This window comes from Aliivibrio fischeri, from assembly GCA_038993745.2.
GTDB lineage: Bacteria > Pseudomonadota > Gammaproteobacteria > Enterobacterales > Vibrionaceae > Aliivibrio > Aliivibrio fischeri_B.
Genome location: CP160630.1, coordinates 782,948 through 801,791 on the forward strand (window position 1 = coordinate 782,948; position 18,844 = coordinate 801,791).

Here is an 18,844-nt window from a genome sequence, read left to right on the forward strand (position 1 = left end):
CTTCTTTCCCCTACCTCCGACGACAAACACAAAAAACCTATTACTTTAGTTATTTTAACTATCATTTCAGTGAGATTAAAAATCACGAATCGAATAGAATCGGCGCACAATAAATTTTATAAAAATTCTATGGCTATTCAATTTACTTCAATCGTCGAGAGCGGACGATTCAAAGACAGAAAATTTGCTCGCTTGGTGCTAAATACAATCCTTTTAATCATTGTACTTATGGTGATGACTTTAGAAATCTTAGATGATTATGATATCTTAGATATATTCAATGATATTCAAGATAATATCATTGCCTTTACAACATTGTGCTATATGAGTGCACTGTATTCCTATGGCTATCAACTTCCATTATTTAAGCATCAGTGGCAAGTATTCTTAATTTTGTATTTAACGCTTGCTCAAGCAGTTTACGTATTAGGTTATCTTACGTATACACAATATGACCAACACTCTATTATTTACTTACTTAGCTATGGTTTATTCTGGAGTTTTTTTTATGGTTATCTGATTTATACAATAAATAATCTTAAAAATGACATTAAATAATCATCATTATTAATGACGATTTCTCATGTATAAAAAAAACGCCAGTGAAGTATTTATTCATTGGCGTTTTTTATTACGTCTAACTAATTACTATGCAGCCTTTCTTGTTAACCAATCATCACGATACACATAAGCAACACTATCATTTAAAGGCACGGTTCTACTTACTGTTGCTGCATTTACACCAGAAGCATTTGTACCGTCAACTGTAATAGTTATATCAGCATTTCTCCAACCTGAAATATCTTTTGCCCTACTCATCCAAGAACCATCAGACTGTATTTGGACAGTTTGGCTGAAATTTTTAAATAATTGATCAGACTCTACATATATATCAATACTGTCACCTTCAGCAAACCCCATACTTGTCCCTGTAATTATGAAATTATTTGAATGGTCTGTTCCTATAACATCATCTCCAGCTATCAAATCTAATATAATCTCAGGAGTTACAGCAACTTGCTCACTATGCACATTACCTTGATTACCAATCGCATTTTCATAACCAGCAGAAACGATTAATTCTTTATAACTTTCAACACCAACATTTAAAGAAGAGATAGTACCTATCCACTCCGTAGCTGGTGCTGTTACAGAACTAAAATCAATTGGTTGCCCTAAAGACGCTACAACATTAGATACATTTTCACTAAATCTAATCGTAACTTGAACACTACTATTATTTAAGGGTGTTGTTGGTGTTATTACAACACTTGAAACTGTAGGTTTTGCTTTATTCAACGTTACAGTACCAGAGACAGATGCCGCCGCAATGCTATGTTGATTAGTTCCGGTTACTTCCACGGTAATTGTACCATCAAGCCAAGAGCTCATATCTAATGCTGACGTAGTCCAGTTTCCACTACCATCAATAGTTACAGATTCTGAAGGAATAGCGGTGCTATCTGCAGAATTACTAAAAGATAGTGTTAAATTATCACCTGAACTAAAACGAGTCGAACTACCCGTTATAACCACATTCGCAGCTTCACTTTCATTAATAAGTCCATCCGAGATTGTATTAATTGCAATTGAAGGTGTTAAATATAAAATCCCACTAGTATCAGCATCCCCCACATTACCATTAGTATCCACATAGCCCGTAACAGTTAATGAAAGCTGAGCATTTAGAGTAGCAGGGACGTCAACTGTACCAATCCATTTTGCCGTACTTACGCCTTCTGTCCACGTAACAGCATTAGCACCTAAATGAGCCGAAGCATTTGTTACGTTCGTAGAAAAATCAACAGTGACTTTCACTGTATCTCCATTATTTGCATGAACTGGATCGAACACAACGTCTGAGACTGAAGGTAACAACCCAAGCACATTAACCTCTTTAGATGCTCCAATACCTGGCATAGTAATCGTACTTGTATAACTGCCATCAGCTACAGAAATAATGACAGATTTATTTTGACCTTTTGGTGCGGTATATACAGCAGTCCAAACTTTTGCTGGTCCTGCAGCCCAACCGCTGAAGTCTAGAGCTCCTGTAGCCCCTGAGTCACTCGCCACTACCGTTACATCATCTTTAGTAAAACCAATTACATCTTCTGTAAAAGTAAATGTAATGGTTGATTGTGCCTCTGAACCTAAATCATTTGCACTACTTGTAATACTGAGTGACGGTGTTGTCGCTGCCGTAACCTTCATAGCACCTGTATTACTTGTCTCTTGACTAATATAATCTTCCGCAATCACTGTCGCCGTGTAGTCACCAGCAGGAACCAAATAATGGAAAATAAATGGTTCTGTAGGATCGGTCGGTTTTGTTACCGATTGCGGTGTATATGTTTGCGAACCAGTTTTCAATGTTGATGTAACACGGTTTTCATTTAAATTCGCATCACTCACCATTGATTTAACATTGTACTGGTAATAACCACTGCTAGGTACAAATGTCATTTGCTCGCCTTGTACTGCACCAACCATTGGAGCTACAAAATCTACATAGCTATTAGCACCTGCATCACCGAAAGTCATACCTTTGTAAATGAAAGTAGTAATGTCACGTCCAATATTATCAGTTGCTGTTAAAATTAATGTGTATTGACCTTGCTGACCGTCATTAAATGTAAATTGACCGCTCGCAGTATCACCAATAAATGAGCCAGTTACAGGAATCTCCCCTTTGTTATTTACTAGTTTTAACGTGTAATTCGACATCGTAATTGAATTGGCCGATGTAGCTTTAATCGTTAAATCTTGTAATCGTTCTTTCAGAGCAATTTTATTACCCTGCAATTCTGAATTACCGATAAAATCCAATGTCAATTCAGGCTTACTCAAATCGAGGGTGATTTGCTTAGTACTCTTTAAACCAACATTATCTGTAGCTGAAATTATAGCATTTAAGGAATCAAGTCCTTCAATTTGACTCTCATCTAAATCGATAAAGGTAAAATCAGACGTTTTCTCTTCTTTAAAGTTAATATCTTTAATTTCATAGATAACTTCTCTTAATCCACTACCTGAAATATTATCGTATAGATCAAAAGTAGCACGGATCTTATCAGCTATTGGCGATTGACTTAATTGATATGTATCTTCAATTGTTGGAGCTTCATTATCAAGAAGCACAGTCAGAGAATCCTTAGCAGTTTTACCCCATACATCTTTTGCAAGTAACTTGATAACCACATTATCTTTTGCATAATCATCTGGAAGTAGACCTTTAAATGTAGAACATGTAGCTGTGGCATCATCTGCACATACTATAAAATCAGAAAAATGCTTATCAGGGTCATTACTAAATGTATAGTCAGTATCAGCTAATGAAACGACCACATCTTCCAATCTTGACTCGTCAAATAACTTAACTTTAAAAGCAAATTCTATCGACTTTCCATCAATATACTGGTTATCAACTAAACTCGTCACATCTGCTTCAAAGTCTCCTGTTGGAATAATCAACTGTAATATACTCTTATCAATTGGCGTTATCTGAATAGCATTGCCCGCTTTATCTTTGACACCATTTGCCTTAACAAAGTGCGTTGTTTCAATACCATTGATAAATTGATTATAATTTTCCTTATAGGTACAACGAACAAGAGAATCATCACTTGTTGATCTCTCACAGCCTAAGGGACTAAATGTATTACCATTTTTTTCTAACGTCGGTTGTTTTGTTAAGTCAATGTTTGAGTCTACGTCAATATAGTCAATATTAAGCTGTAGTTTTTTAATGTTAGATGAATCAACAGTAACATCTGCTGCTTTTAATCGATAACCACTAGCTTGATCTTTAATATATGGGGCAACAACATCAGCCATTTTAAAGCTAAACTTCTGTACTTTCTCTGCATTATTAGCACCAATTGTTCGAGTAATAAGCACTGGGTTGTCTAAAAAGTTTTTATCTACCGTAATATTACAAATCGGCGTTGTTGGTTCATTATATTTCGCGTAATACAAAGTATCGATTGGTGGTGTATCATTGGTATAATTCTCACGAACCCAACACTCTAATGACTTTAATCCACCATCATTTACTTTCTTAAACTGAACATTCACATCTTTATTTGATATATGCGATGTAAAATCAATTGGGTAAGTAATAGCTAACTCAACCCCTTCAGTTTGAACCATTAAAGAGCGAGAAATGTTAGCTTTAAGCAACTCGTTTTCATTATTTGCTTTTGTATTATTTGTTGCAGAGATAGATATAGCATAAGTACCATCAACATTAGGTTTAATTAATGATTCCCATACCGTTGTATCACCGACTTCTGATTGTTTTGTAAAATTTAGTGTAGTACTTCCCGTTGTACCTTGTAATTGATAGCTGCTAACAATTGATGCAATACCACTTTTATCTTCAAGCGTTAAAATCAGTTTTACGTCCTTTTTCAACGTAGCAATATCGCTAGGAACCGTTGTGTCATCATCAGCATAAACCATGGCTAAACTTGCAACAGGTGCAGTTTCATTTACTTTTACATTAAAAATTTCCGAATTTGTATTTCCTCTAATATCTTGAGCTTCCACTTTAAGATTTGCATCAGTAGGAGAATCCAATAGGATATCATTAGGATGATCAGGTTTAGGTTTACTACCAGGGTCACCTACAGGTGGCGTTGAACCAGTATAAACCCAAAACTTTACGGTATCTCGGTTAACACCTGTAGACGAAGTGTCGCCGATTAGACTTAAATCTAGTGCATTTAAATTAAATACAAAATTAGATCGATAATATTCAGAAGGTGAGTAGTTAGTTAATGATAGCGTTGGCCCTTCAATATCGAATTGCATACCAATTTTATTTGTAAAACGCGTAAACCCAAATTGATCTTGAGCCTTCACTACAAGATCGACTAAATTAGAATTTGGCGCTAATACGATACGATCTGTATCAACATTTCGTAATACGATAGAAAATGGATTCTCTGGCGTAACTACAGCAGTATTTTCTTGAATAGCAATACGACTACCATCTGTTTTTTCCTGATATACAGAGACACTTTCAATGTCGGAATCATCAGTAATTTGCGCAATATTGATATTAAAATTACGTCCCATAACATGGCTGCCATTCGACACTTTATCTGTTAACGATGGATTTGCTAAAAGAATACTAGGCCCTTCTTTATCTACTTTAAAAGTATGTGTACCCTCTCCTGTATTACTTGGATATGCATCATTTATAGCGGTAATTTTAAATTGATTATTAACTCCATGCGTAAAATGCTCAGCAACTAACTGAATTTGATAATTTGGTGCAACACCAGTTAGATAAGCAGGATAATCCGAACATACTTCACCATCTGCAACGGAACATTTAACAACATCAATCCAACTCGCACCCGGTCTATTTAATTTTACTTGAATATCCTTTGGTGCACTTAACGATCCCCATTCAATAATACTATTAGGGTTCCATTCTTCGTTACCACCGATAAACTTATCTTCTGCTCCTGTGGTTACTTCTGGCTTTGAAGAATCAATATTAAGTACGTATTTAGGTGCTGTAATATCTTGAGCTTTTACCTTATTACCAAGTTCATCTTCGCCTTCTAGTGCAAATGACCACTCACCATCATCAAGATCCACTGTTTTTTCAGAAGCATCAGAACATACAGAACTTTTACATAATGAAACAACAATTTGATTTGTCGAATTAACATAAAAATCATCTTTAGTTAGTGTTTGTTTTACTAACCCTTTAGATAAAACGATTTGTCTAACGTCAGGTTTATCACCGACAACATCTGTCACTGTAAAGTTTAAATTCTGTTTGCTGTTTAAATTTAAATATGTATTTTGATCATAATCAGGTAAAGCCGAAAACGGAGGTTCATACACAAATGTCGGAGCGCTGTTATCAATGATATACATAGTTGAATAAGGGGCACTTGAGTATCCATAGTCGTTACCATGAGAGTCTGCTGCCTTAACATCCATATTAAACGAAGCAATACCTGAATAAGTTGGATTTAATGTATTAAAATCAAAATTATATCTTTGAGTAAACTGATTATTTCTACTGTCTTCTTTATAAATAATGCCAGAAATGCTACTTACAGCTCCACTTTGGTTTACCCAAGACGCATCAAAAACAGGAAGTCGAGTGGTGTCATTGATCCCTGATGGATCTTCCAACAGTAATTCAGAGCCCACGATTCCAGCAACGTACCATTGATTATTTTTTTGAATTTGACGACCACTAGTAGGTGTTAATGTCACAGAAGGAGGTTGCGTATCAATAGAAGAACCAGAGTCACTAAACAAGGCACTGCCATCTAAATATGGATTAGCCGTTGCATAATTATCTGCATAAGCAAGCGCAATTGAATCCGATATAGAAAGATCATCAGTTAAATATTTAAAATAGATATTTGCTAAATCAGAACGGTAGGTATTTTCACTAAAATTATAGCCACCTAAACTGATCCCGCCATTTTTACCGGTACCATTTGGTTTCCCGTCAAATGAAAAATCATCATAAAAAGACTTAGCGAATGATACACTATCATCAATGGCACTCTTATCTGAAAGAATAACTAAAGACTCCAACAGGTATCTATGTTGATATGGCAAACTTGGATTCGATGGTGTATGAGCTTCTATCTCTTCATTTGTAGCATACGCTGTTAAAATTGGGTTAAATCCAAAGAAACTGTCTCCTTCAGTTAGCATCTTATTTACTTTAGCTAGAATTTCTTTAGCCTTTTCTTTGCTCTTATTTGGTTCTTTTTCCCATAAATAGTCAAAAAAACCACTCTGATACACTGCTAATTCTGTTATGTATACATTTTGTCCTTCATTAACCAACACATGAGCCGAAAAACCTGAATCAGAATCCAAATAAGCAACTTGTTGCTCTTTTCGAGACCATTTGTTGTGTATGGTTGAATCTAGTTTACTAGAAAGTGAAACTTTTATAACTTCGCCAATGTACTCAGAATTAATAGAACAACCAGCAACATCCAAAGCCATAATATTAGGATCACTAATTAATGATTTTTGTTCAGTTGTACATGTTGCAATTAGCTGTGTTGACCCATTATCCGCATAAACTTCAAAACTCGCAGTTGCATTAATAAATGGGGTAACAACTTTTATTTCAGGTAAGTTGAATGTCGTTCTAAATGACATCGTTTGTTTCGCCGAAACGTTTCCAGAGCCATCGGTAGTTGTTAGCGTTATTTCTTGTACATGATTTTCTCCGACAGAACGGAAACCATTACCAAAGATCTCCTTTGTATACGGAATATAATATATAACTTCTTTCGCATAACCATTTTCGTCGAAGTTAATTGTCTCATGAGGAATCGTATTAGAATCAGCACTTGTGACAGCATTACTCTCAGAAGGAGAACTTTGCCCGTCTTCCGTTGCTTTGTAATCAACACGCAAAATTAACTTTTCAGCGGAAGTGCCTAAATTTTCACCAGAAACAGCCCCTTCAATAGGATCAGAAACTTTAACTTTTATGTACGGGATTTTATTTATATTTAAAATTGCTGGATCAAAATTTTCATAATCAACCGTAGAATGGCTAATTAATAAACCATCCTTTGCATATCGATATGGGATATTTAAGAATTTATTAGCAAGATCAATAGTAGAAAATGAACTGGAACTATAGGATTCAATGAGCTCTTGTCGAACATTGTTTACCACTTGAATAAAACTCATCGGTGTATCGGGATATGATATAGCTTGGTTAGGTTTAGTTGTATCAGAAAGAACATTATGAATAGTTTCACTTCTGTTCCCATTTTCATCAGTAACAATTAAAGAAAACTTAGATAAGGCGTTTGAGAAAAGTTCTTTTCCAAAACTTTCTTGGAACGTACATTCATAACCATGCTCAGCAGGGCGCTCATGACAAGTGACAGGTTGAGGTTCACCATTATTAAAACTAACAGTGAATTCACTCATTTTTGAAGAATCCTCTTTCACAAACCCTTCAAGTAAATAATCATGTCCTAAACTTGGGTTAAAAGTGGTGGCAGATTCAATTTCAATCACTGGAGCGAAGTTATCCCATTTAAAAGGAATTTCGTAAGGTGTTGTATTTTCATTTCCAACAATATCTTCAGCGTACACAACCAGTTTTGCATCTGTGATAGTCTCACTAATTGCATCTAGTTTAATAGTATCGATCAAGATAGATGCTTTATTTTCACGTGCACCTTCAATAAAAGTATCGGTGTTAATGTTGCAGTAACCATCGCCGAAACCAACTTCAGGACATGCGAATTCAGTTGACCAACCAAGATCATCTTGATACTGCAGAGAAACTCTTAATGATTTAGTACCTACATTATCTTTCACTAAAAGATCTAATGAGTCTAATCGAACTAAAACATCCTTATCACTTCGTTCAACCGTTGGTTCAGTATCATCAATAGGGACTTCAGTTCTCGGAGGGAAAACTGTCATGGTCTCAGGTGTTGTACCTAGCTTATTTACCTTACTTGCAAACGGTTTATAATCATTAGGATTCGTACCAGAAACATTAAGCCTATTATTGTTAACTGTAATCAATATATATTGCGAAAGAATATTAGTATATGTCTCGACTGATACAGACTCTTTACCAAAAGAAATCTTTTTGTCTAATCCACTAATATTATCCGTTTCATAACCATCCAATTGACCATCAGCACTAATATCTCGGTACATGATGTCACTTAGTGTAAATGAAGTATAAATACTACTGCTATCAGACGCTGGATATTTTTTAATTAAATCACTTGAAAAAACTGAATATGCGGTAAGGTATGCTCCATATTGATGCCCAGCGGTAACGTAAGCACTTTGCCCTCCTTTAACAATATCAATTGGTTCAACAGTAATGACATCAAAACCATACATGCTGCTAATAGTTGAATTGGCACTATCAATTGCACCTTCAGCGTTCATTCCTAATTTGTGAATTTTATAATCAGCAAGCCCTTTAGATATTAAAGATAACGGAGTCAACATTATTCGATTCGCTTTATTTTCATAAAAATACGCTGTCGATTCAAACTTAAGTGTCTTACCATCACCTTCATAAACAACTTCTCCTGTGGCAGGATCAGTATAGGCACCACCAAAAGCTTGAAGAAGTACAGGCATAGAACCACTATTCACCTCCATGGAGTAATCTCCTTTAGATGAGGTTCGTGTTTCTCCTAACTTTTTACCAATAGCTCCATTAGCATATTCCCATAGTACAACTCGCGCACCAGCAATTGGAGCATCAAATAAAATCCCTGATACTGATGTCGTTTCTCGTTTAGGTGGAGAAGTATCTTTACTTTCACCACCACATGATGAAATTAATAGAATTAAGCCTAGCCCAGCACACAGTTTTAAAAATGAAAATATACGCATAAATATATAAAAGCGAGTTGTAGTTATAAGACTGCATGCATTATATTTATTAGTAAATAAATGACAACGTGACACATAAACCATACAAATAGTAAAAATAACTATAAAGATAGTTATTTTTACTATTGCACGTTCATTAATTAAACCTTAATAACAAAAACGACCGTCATATTATCCAATACACACCCACTTCATAATTAAAATAAATAGTGTAGAATGCCTTCATTTTCCAGTTAAGATCAAAAGATGAAGTTGAAATACCTTACTTTTATTAGTATCAATCTTGCATTTATTATTTTATCTATTTCTCTATTATATTTTTCATCTAATCATTCAGACGTTACAAATGTCTCCCAAATTTCCACTTCATCTCAAAAAAACGTTTCCGATAAGGAAAAACAAAAATCTGATAATCTGGTTATAAATGGAACAATAAACGACTCATTTTTTAGCTCTGCACTAAATGCAGGGTTAACAAGTAAACAGATATTTTCTTTTACAGAAGCATTACATAATAGCGTTAACTTTATTGATGGTATTGAAGATGGCACACCATACTCAATTGTTTTAGATAAAGACACATCTCATATCCGTTCATTTTTCTACACAGAAAACAATCGACTCCACACGATCCAACTTGCAAACAATGGTTTATACTACAATGAGTTAGGTGTTAACTTATCTTCTAGTAAACTCATTTTACCAACTGGTAACCTATTTCGAATTAGTTCTCATTTCTCTAAAAAACGTAAACACCCTGTCGTTGGTATTGTTCAAGCACATGTAGGTACTGATTACGCAACACCAATAGGGACTCCTGTGATGTCTGTTTCTAAGGGGATTGTTTCTAGATCAGAATACCACCCTCTTGCCGGCAATTTTATAACGATTAAGCATAATAATGGCATCACAACACGATACCTCCACCTTAATGATAGATACGTAAATAAAGGAGACCATGTATATAAAGGAGAGATAATAGGAAAGACAGGCAATTCAGGCAGAACAACAGGACCTCACTTACATTTTGAATATATTGTTAACAATATTCCACAAGATTTCACAAAACTACATAATAATATAGAAATGCCACTTAATAATAAAAATCAGAAAAAACTATTAAAATGCATAAACTTATCTAAAACACTAATAACAAAAATATTAAAAGAAGCATGATCTTGATTCCAAATATTAGAACAAATTAATATAGGCGCCATGAATGTTTATACAATTTATCATTTTTGGCACACCTGTCTTAACTTGCGCAAGATCACAATTAGAGTAAATGACTAGTAAATACTGCTTTTTTTATGGGATTTTTTATATTTAGGAGTACAATCACGCCATATTATAAATAGAGGTAAAAAATATAAACCTCAATAAATATAGAATGCTAGGTTTAAAGTTTAATATGAATCTTTCTGATTTTGCGCGACGTCCTATATCTAAAGAAACACCTTCAGGTATAAACCCTAACTCATTGGATAATTTTTCTGAAATTAAACGTGAAGTTAACAAATTGAATACGGTTACTTCTAAGATATCTTGGAAAAATGTTTTCAAACTATCAAGAAACATTTTAGAAACAGAAAGTAAAGATATTAGATGTGCTTGTTATTATACTGTTTCAGCAACCCATATTGATGGATTAAAAGGGTTAGTTAACGGTTTAAACGCTTTATTAGATATCTGCGTTATTTATTGGCATTCAGGATACCCTGATGTAAATAAAACTACAGCTCGAATGGGTGCATTTGAGTGGTTAACTGAACATGTCATAAAAAAGCAGAAAACATTAAAAGTATCCCCTACTGATCTAGTACTTATCGAAACTGGGCACAAATTAACATTAAAAATAGAAGAAGAACTCCGTTCTCATTATGGCAATAAAAGCCCTTCACTTGGAGTAATTAGACGTATATTTTCTCAGTGGATTGAAGAAATCCAAACAACAAATTTGACCTTAGAAGAACAACGTCTCAAAAAGAAGCTATAGAAAAACAGAGCAATTCAGGTATTAACGTTAATGTTTCTCTCCCACCAAGAGATGATGGTAAAAAGGCAGTTCAAGTTCAGTCTATTAGTCATGCCGAAAAAGATAAAAATATAAAGCCAATTGTAACAATTTCGCTGGCGTTTATCTTTATCTTGACATTATTGTTCGGGCACTTTTTCTACGCTGACAATCAGAAAAGTACGGTACTTATTAATATCCAAAAATCAGACTTAACAACCATTAATCCTTTGATATCTCAACTAGAAAATAAAGATGATGCTGTTAAACAATACGTAAAGACTGCACTAATAGAACAAGCTTTACATTTAAATAAAAACTGGGAAATCACCTCAACAAAAGTCAATAAAATTAATGAATTAGCTACGTTAAATCACAATTTAAAAAAATTATACCCTGACTCTGCAGCTGTCAAAAAATTAGAACATGAATTCAATCAGCAGCGTGCTAATTTTGAAAATGAATACAGTGATATTCATCGACGTTTTCTTAAATCAAGGACGATATTTGCCAATGCAAAAAATCATAATTCAGACGAAAATATTGTTAAAGCATACAGTTACAGTAATTCACTCTTCCCTTTATTAGGAAGAATTGAATACGCTGAAAAACAAAACTCATTAGAAGAGCTAAATCGCACTCAATATTTACTTAATGTTTATCAACACAAATTGAATACAATACGAAAAAACATTCAGCAGTAAGTTGGCTTAAATTTAAACAATATAAAAAATAATTATGATTAAAAATACTTTGGCTAGAACACCTTTCATTTTATCGACAGTAATTTCAGCATTTTTTGCATTACTTTTAGTTGGTGTATATTACTTATGGTTCAATCAAGCAGACCTACGTTTATTATGGGGGATGCTTGGTGTCATTTTTTCCATCTACGCTATTTTTAACCTGACTCTTTACATAAAAAAACGTAAAAGCAAAAGCCATCAAAATATCGAAACAGAAGAAGATACACTATCTATGGTTTTAAAACCTCTGCTTAATAAAGCAGGAAAGAAACCAGTGTATCTTGTTCTTGGTAATAAAGGATCAGGTAAAAATCAATTCTTGAATGTTTCAAACGCCATTAAACCAATGGATAAAGTGAAAAACGTTAAAAATGATTTCTTTGAATGGTCAGAATCCGATTCAGCTGTATACATCAAGCCTAACCATCGACTAACTTTTCAAGAAATATCGAGTAATGATAGTTTGCTGTGGGATGCTTTAATTAATGAAGTGATCAAACATAAACCTCGTAAGCCTTTTGCGGGCTGTATGTTATTAATTGATTTTGAATTTTTAATCGTACATGACGATGAACAAACTGATTACACATTAAATGCCCTACTCCAAAGACTGGAATCTATAAAAGAAACGACAGGTGCAACATTACCTCTGTATCTTATTATGACCAAGTTAGATAAATTGGAAGGTTTTAAAGAATACATTCACTTCAGCCCTCTTAAATCGAGCGTTGAGTTTTTAGCTATTCCACTAAAAGACGCGAAAGGTGCCATTTTAGATTATTTCCGTGACAGCTATAAAAACATAGTGAAAGTAATGGAATCTAATGCCCTTGACTCATCGTCGTACACTAACAATCCTGATGAAAAACAGACAATTTTAGCTTTTCCTAAACAATTTGAACTATGTGAGAAAGAAATATCTCGCATTATCGAGCGTTTGAATGAATTAAATCAAGGTACCTACTCCGTTGATATTCGTGAAGTGTTTTTTAGCTCTAGTTTACAAGGTGGCCGAAAATATAACCTATTAGCTAAAAGTTGTAGCAACTATTTCAATTTACCGATTATTGCATCTGAGCATGGCCAATTAACTGAAACGCCTTATTTTACCCGCTTCTTAGTAGACGCAAAGGTATTACCTGAGTCTGATTATTCTGCTGAAAACCAGCATTACCTAAAGCGTATTCAACAACATAGCCGTATCGCTTTTACTGCTTCAGCTATATTGCTTACTAGTGGCGGATATTTCTTATTCCAAGCACTTGATAGTAACTTACGAGTTATTAACCAATTAATTCAAGTTGAAGATACAGATCTTGCTGATTACCACAGCAAAGATTTTACTGCCAAATTAATCAATGCTCAAAAGGCCATTTCACCAACTTATTCAGCATGGTTAAGCGGTAATCGCGCTTTAGATGAAGAAATGTTGACCATGAACGTTAGCCGTTTAGAGCCTACAACAAAAATTGCATACAATGCCCTAATTGCGCAAATAGATGAATTTTTAATGCCTGTTATTTCTGAAGGTTATGAGAACTTATTAACTAAAAATCAAAATTCAGTATCTACGTCATTGCCCTTGTTAAAAGGATATTTGATGCTGAACGATCCAAGCAAACGTGATATTCCCTATTTAAAGCAACAGACCTTTGATGTGTTATCAACACTAAGTAATGACTCTGTTACAGTTGAAAATACCATGAATTACCTTGATGCGTACTTCAGAACTCAATTTGCTCCTATTGATATAAATATGGATCTCGTTCGTGCTACCCGTCGTAGTCTATTGGCAAAATCAAATGTTGATTTAGTCTATGCTCAAATTTTAGATCAAGCGAAAAGCATTGATTTAGATACGTTAGACATTCAAAGAGCCGTTGGTTTTGATTTTACTAATATATTTGAAAAACCAACTACCGAAAGTAACTTACAAATCAGCAAGGTATATACTGCATCTGGTTTTAGTTCATTCTATCGTCCGCACATTGATCTTTTGTCAAAACGTGTTATCGCGGATAACTGGGTACTTGGTTTATCTCAACATATAATCCCTACTGATGATGAGCAAAAAGATTTTAAAAGTGATGTGCGTAAAAAATACACTGATGACTACATCAACTATTGGCGTAATGCACTAAGTGAATTAAAGATTAAAAACTTTTCAAACATTTACGACTTGAATAATGCAATCGACCTAATTTCTGGTCCATCATCTCCGATGACAACCGTATTAAAACAGCTGTATTCGAATACACAGTTTTCTTCAACGGCTGACATCACTTCTTTGATGGATGCAAAAAAAGATCTAAAGGGTGCTTTAGAAACAGCTACAGATGCAGTTAAAGAGATTATAGAACCTGATTACGTTTTAATGTCTCGTGTAGAGCAAGCCTTTACTTTGCTTAACCAGCTACAAATTAGTGAAACAAAAAACTCTCCTACACCATGGGATGATATTGTTGCTTCATTAAACCAAGTAAGAACGTATGTAAAAGACATTGCTGATTCCCCCAATGTCCATCAAGCGGCACTCGACGCTGCTAGAGCTCGAATGAATAGAGCAGAAGCAGACCCATTAGTGCGCTTGAAACAAATTGCACAGAAATCGCCAGAGCCCGTAAGAAGCTGGCTGTTAGATATAGTGAATCAAACATGGTCAGTCATGATTGTTGAGGCCACTAAAGGTATCCAAACACGTTGGTATAGTGAAGTTTATAGTATTTTTAAGGCAACGGGGTTAAATCGTTACCCATTCAATACCTCAGCTACCGAAGAAATATCTCTTGAAGATTTTGAACAATTATTTGCGACAGGTGGAGTACTCGATGTCTTTATTAAGGATAACTTAGCACCATTTTACGACATTAATTTGTGGACAGCTAAACGCGTTGATGGGCAGATAATGTACTTATCCCCTCAATTTTTAGTTCAATTAAAAAACTACAATATTATTCGTAACACGATGATCAACAAAAGCACAAATAAAGTATTTATTCCTTTTAATGCAAAGGTCATCGACTTAGATTCAAGTGCCATTAGAGCTAATATTAACTTTGGCAGCACAATAATGAGCTACTACCATGGACCAAGTAAGGTACAAGAACTTCAATGGCCACCAAAAGGCGGTGATTTTGAAGTTAAATTTACCCTACAAGACGTAACTGATGAAGGTAAGCAACACACCTTATCTAAAAATGGTCAATGGGCTATATATCGCCTACTAGGCGAATCAACCTTATCTGACATTACAAATACAAATTTTGTAAGTCATATAAATGTGTCAGGACGTGACATCAGCATGCTATTTACGCCTTTGACACAAAATAACCCTTTTACTTTCGCTGAGCTTGCAAACTTTAAGCTGCCAGAAGTAATCAACAAAAAATAAGTATAAAAATACCACCCATAAAGGCAGGGAACAACATGTCAAACATGAATCTACAAGGCTTGGATAAATTAGATAGAAGAATTATCTCTAATCTATTATCAAACGGTAGAGAGTCTATTGCGAATCTTTCGCGTAACGTAGGTTTATCTCGAACAGCGGTTGCTGAACGTATAAACCGACTTGAGAAAACGGGATCATTAAAGGATATACAGCGCAAATCCGCATGGGAAATAAAGATGAAAATGCATCATCTTATTTACTTATCTCATGTAATAAAGGACAAAAAGACAGTGTTTCTGATGGATTAAAAGAAATTCCAGAAGTGAAGATGACGAGTATTGTTGGAGGAACTTACGATATTATCTGTTTAATTGAAGCGCCCGATTTACACCGAATTCATTACTTATGTAGCGAAATCGAATCGTTATCGGGCATAAAAGAAGTGAAAAATACCATCGTGTTGCACCAGCCAGTGTGTCGATAAGCTTTTCCACTATTTAACAAGGTTTAGGAAGCGATGAATAAGCGCCAACTTATTGATCGTTTTCTACACCTTTAGTTACTGCCTACTATTTTAATTTTCGTCTCCTCCCCTTTTGTCGTTCCTAACCAAAATGTTTGTCCAAGCTCATTTCCTAAGCCATCACCTAATTGATTTATAGGTAAAGACTTATTTCGTACAGTTAGTTTTAAATCCCACGCCATCGGATCACACAAAATAAACTTCATTAGTCCAATTAACGTTTCATGTAACGCACCACCAGGCAAAAATTTCACATAGGTATCGAAATCAATATCATCAATACACAGATTAAACTTGCCAGTTAAATCCGCCATACTCTGTCCTAAATGGAAGTCACCACCCAATTGACAATTCTTTCGATTAAGACAATTACGTTGAGAAGCCGCAATAGTAATTCGTCTGTATACCCATTCTTCTATGTATACATTTGAAAGCGAAAAGTAATGGGAAACGATACCAGAAACAAGTTTTGGTGAACGTGTACGCGTCGAAAGTTGATTAACATAGGAAAGTAATTTCGCTCTGTCTAAATCGACCTCACTACTTTCTTGAATTACGCTAGATAATCCAACTAAATGTAATAACCTACCTGAGAACGGATCCTTAGCATCACTCTTATATTGAATATGATACCGATATTTTTTCCATACTCGATAAAGCATACTGATGTATCTGTGATGGAAAAAATCAAAAAACTCTTTTACTGGATTATCATCAGGATCTCTTCCTGCTAACTTTTCCGTATACGAAGCTGGTAATGGTGAACTTACACCATGAAGTCCCATAAAGTTAACTTCTATTTGTGTATAGACAGCATCGTTACGTTCAAATTCAGAAATAAATTCTATATCACTTTTAGGGAAGCTAAGTTTTGGAGATACGCTAAATTGAATGTACTCATTCTTTACGTATTGGTTCTCACCAATAGCTTTATATTCAATACCAGGTAAATTTTGATAGTGTTTTTCAAGTAAAGACACCGCTTGAAAGAAACTATAATCGCATGGTTTGTTAACAATATATTGAATCATAATATAGTTTGCTGCCCACTTAAACTTGGCCAGTCATACATTTCCCCAGTATGTTCATCTATCACTTCAAGTTCAGTAAATGAGTTGATGCTGGAATACAAACGAATAAATTCATTTAAAATACTCGCAAGTAAATACATATCCCCTTCATTAACAAAATAAGATGAATTCATTCCCACTTTAAATTTCACACCTCGAATCGCAACACCTCTAAATACACGATCTGTAGGTGACATCGTGGCCGATTTAATACCGTCTAAACGATGAATTGAAGCTCTATGTGCTTGCCTATCTACACGCGATTGATAATCATAGGTTGATAATAAAACCTTGAGTACGTCAATATTTGCTAATGATAAGTAGTTGAGAGACATGTTTGCAATCAACTGCCATTGAAGTTCACCATTAACTTGTGGGCTAACGGATTGAGTAGGTTTCGTTATATTTGTAAACGTCGCATAAGTCGGTGATTTGTGTGTTGTATAAATAATATCGCCAACAGATAAACGCTCTGCCAAGTCAGCATTGCTACACACTAACTTCATTAATACTGTTTCTGATCCTAGTTCAGAGACTTGATTATTATGTGAATGAAATGAAATATAACGCTCTAACCCTCGCCCATTAACGCGCTCACTAACTTTTGTTTTATAAAAATCACGCTTGTCTCTTTGATTTATTTGATGCTCGAAAGATTCAAATTCAATTAATTTCTTACGACAACGCTCTGCCTTACTCCAGCTTTCAACACTCTCAACAGAATACACTTCATAATGCTCTTGATTTGCGCTTTGTGGGCGCACTTTGTATTCATTTAGTTGATGATCGAGTCGAATAGGGTCACCATCTTTTTCAAATAAATTAACACTAGGCGTACAATGTAATTTAAAATGTTTATTTTTAACAATAACTTCTGACGGAAGTGCTCTAGAAAACGCAAAAGAGATCTTAACTGTACTTCTTTGCGGGATACCACTTAACCATTCAAGTCCTTTTAAATCAAAAAACATAAATTTATCAGGCAAGGAAAAATATTCTTGCAGCAAGCGATATCCTGAGAAAGAGTTTTTACTGTATGGCAATATCCCTTCGTCATCTCCAAAACCAACAGGAACGACTTGGTCTGCACGCAAACGGTGCTTATATCCACCACCAACATCTAATTCCACATATTCTAAATAACGAAAAAGCCATAAATATAAGCTACGTGTAATATGCTGCTCACCATGTAAGTGAAATCGTAATGTATCTAATTTAATTCTTGATAGCTCTAAACCATTGTTCGCTGCAATCGTCAAATGTAGAGATGAGTTAGTTCTACTGTTGTTCTGCTCTATTTGTTGAATAGATAACGGGTATAAAGCAACATCATAGCAAGTTCGAAACTGACATTGAGTCCCTTCCACTTGCTCACTTGCCATCTCTGCACCACGTTCAACAATAATTTTTTCAGTCACACTACCTGAATGAGGAACCAATTCACTAATGCACATTGAAGGCACAGATCGCATGTAATGTGGCCAAAGAAGAGAAATAAGTGATTGGGTTAATTCTGGCAATTCATCATCAATTTTTTCACGAACACGACCAGTTAAAAAAGCAAAGCCTTCTAATAAACGTTCAACATCAGGATCAAATGTACCTTCAGATAAAAAGTGCGTCAGTTTAGGGTGATATTTTGCGAATTCACTGCCCGCTTCTTTTAGATAAGTAAGCTCATCTTGAAAATATTTGCTATTGCTCACTATT

At 34.8% G+C, this 18,844-nt stretch carries 8 protein-coding genes and 1 pseudogene; 6 read left to right on the top strand and 3 right to left on the bottom strand.

Going from position 1 to position 18,844, the window contains the following annotated elements; genetic code table 11:
- The first annotated feature begins 129 nt into the window (after positions 1 to 129).
- Positions 130 to 558, top strand: coding sequence for a hypothetical protein (locus AAFX60_017710; protein XDF79019.1), 429 nt, complete (start codon positions 130 to 132; stop codon positions 556 to 558).
- 90 nt (positions 559 to 648) lie between these two features.
- Here the strand turns inward: AAFX60_017710 and AAFX60_017715 are convergent, their stop codons facing one another.
- Complete coding sequence (locus tag AAFX60_017715) at positions 649 to 9,390, bottom strand: Ig-like domain-containing protein (GenBank protein ID XDF79020.1); 8,742 nt, start codon at positions 9,388 to 9,390, stop codon at positions 649 to 651.
- A 246-nt stretch (positions 9,391 to 9,636) separates the two neighbouring features.
- Between AAFX60_017715 and AAFX60_017720 the strand changes: the two genes are divergently transcribed.
- From AAFX60_017720 to AAFX60_017740, 5 genes and pseudogenes are all read left to right on the top strand, one after another.
- A complete protein-coding gene (locus AAFX60_017720; protein ID XDF79021.1) occupies positions 9,637 to 10,566 on the top strand; it encodes a peptidoglycan DD-metalloendopeptidase family protein in 930 nt (309 codons plus the stop codon).
- Positions 10,567 to 10,801: 235 nt separating this feature from the next.
- On the top strand, positions 10,802 to 11,386 hold the full coding sequence (locus tag AAFX60_017725) for a type VI secretion system ImpA family N-terminal domain-containing protein (GenBank protein ID XDF79022.1): 585 nt from the start codon (positions 10,802 to 10,804) through the stop codon (positions 11,384 to 11,386).
- Positions 11,387 to 11,538: 152 nt separating this feature from the next.
- Entirely contained in the window at positions 11,539 to 12,108 is a 570-nt protein-coding gene (locus AAFX60_017730; GenBank protein XDF79023.1) for a hypothetical protein, read from the top strand.
- A 34-nt stretch (positions 12,109 to 12,142) separates the two neighbouring features.
- Positions 12,143 to 15,541, top strand: coding sequence for a type VI secretion system membrane subunit TssM (gene tssM / locus AAFX60_017735; GenBank protein ID XDF79024.1), 3,399 nt, complete (start codon positions 12,143 to 12,145; stop codon positions 15,539 to 15,541).
- Between the two features lie 35 nt (positions 15,542 to 15,576).
- Positions 15,577 to 16,025 (top strand): annotated as a pseudogene (locus AAFX60_017740) (Lrp/AsnC family transcriptional regulator).
- A 71-nt stretch (positions 16,026 to 16,096) separates the two neighbouring features.
- On the opposite strand, the gene tssG reads toward AAFX60_017740, so the two are convergent.
- Both tssG and tssF read right to left on the bottom strand, forming a co-directional pair.
- On the bottom strand, positions 16,097 to 17,095 hold the full coding sequence (tssG, locus tag AAFX60_017745; protein ID XDF79025.1) for a type VI secretion system baseplate subunit TssG: 999 nt from the start codon (positions 17,093 to 17,095) through the stop codon (positions 16,097 to 16,099).
- Complete coding sequence (gene tssF, locus AAFX60_017750; GenBank protein XDF79026.1) at positions 17,092 to 18,840, bottom strand: type VI secretion system baseplate subunit TssF; 1,749 nt, start codon at positions 18,838 to 18,840, stop codon at positions 17,092 to 17,094. The genes tssG and tssF overlap by 4 nt, the downstream gene beginning before the upstream one ends.
- Positions 18,841 to 18,844 lie beyond the last annotated feature (4 nt).

Bases quoted from the DNA above. Each gene is read 5' to 3' on its own strand.
- AAFX60_017725 (XDF79022.1), top strand. From the start codon at position 10,802: ATGAATCTTTCTGATTTTGCGCGACGTCCTATATCTAAAGAAACACCT.
- AAFX60_017720 (XDF79021.1), top strand. From the start codon at position 9,637: ATGAAGTTGAAATACCTTACTTTTATTAGTATCAATCTTGCATTTATT.
- tssG (XDF79025.1), bottom strand. From the start codon at position 17,095: ATGATTCAATATATTGTTAACAAACCATGCGATTATAGTTTCTTTCAA.
- tssM (XDF79024.1), top strand. From the start codon at position 12,143: ATGATTAAAAATACTTTGGCTAGAACACCTTTCATTTTATCGACAGTA.
- AAFX60_017715 (XDF79020.1), bottom strand. From the start codon at position 9,390: ATGCGTATATTTTCATTTTTAAAACTGTGTGCTGGGCTAGGCTTAATT.
- AAFX60_017710 (XDF79019.1), top strand. From the start codon at position 130: ATGGCTATTCAATTTACTTCAATCGTCGAGAGCGGACGATTCAAAGAC.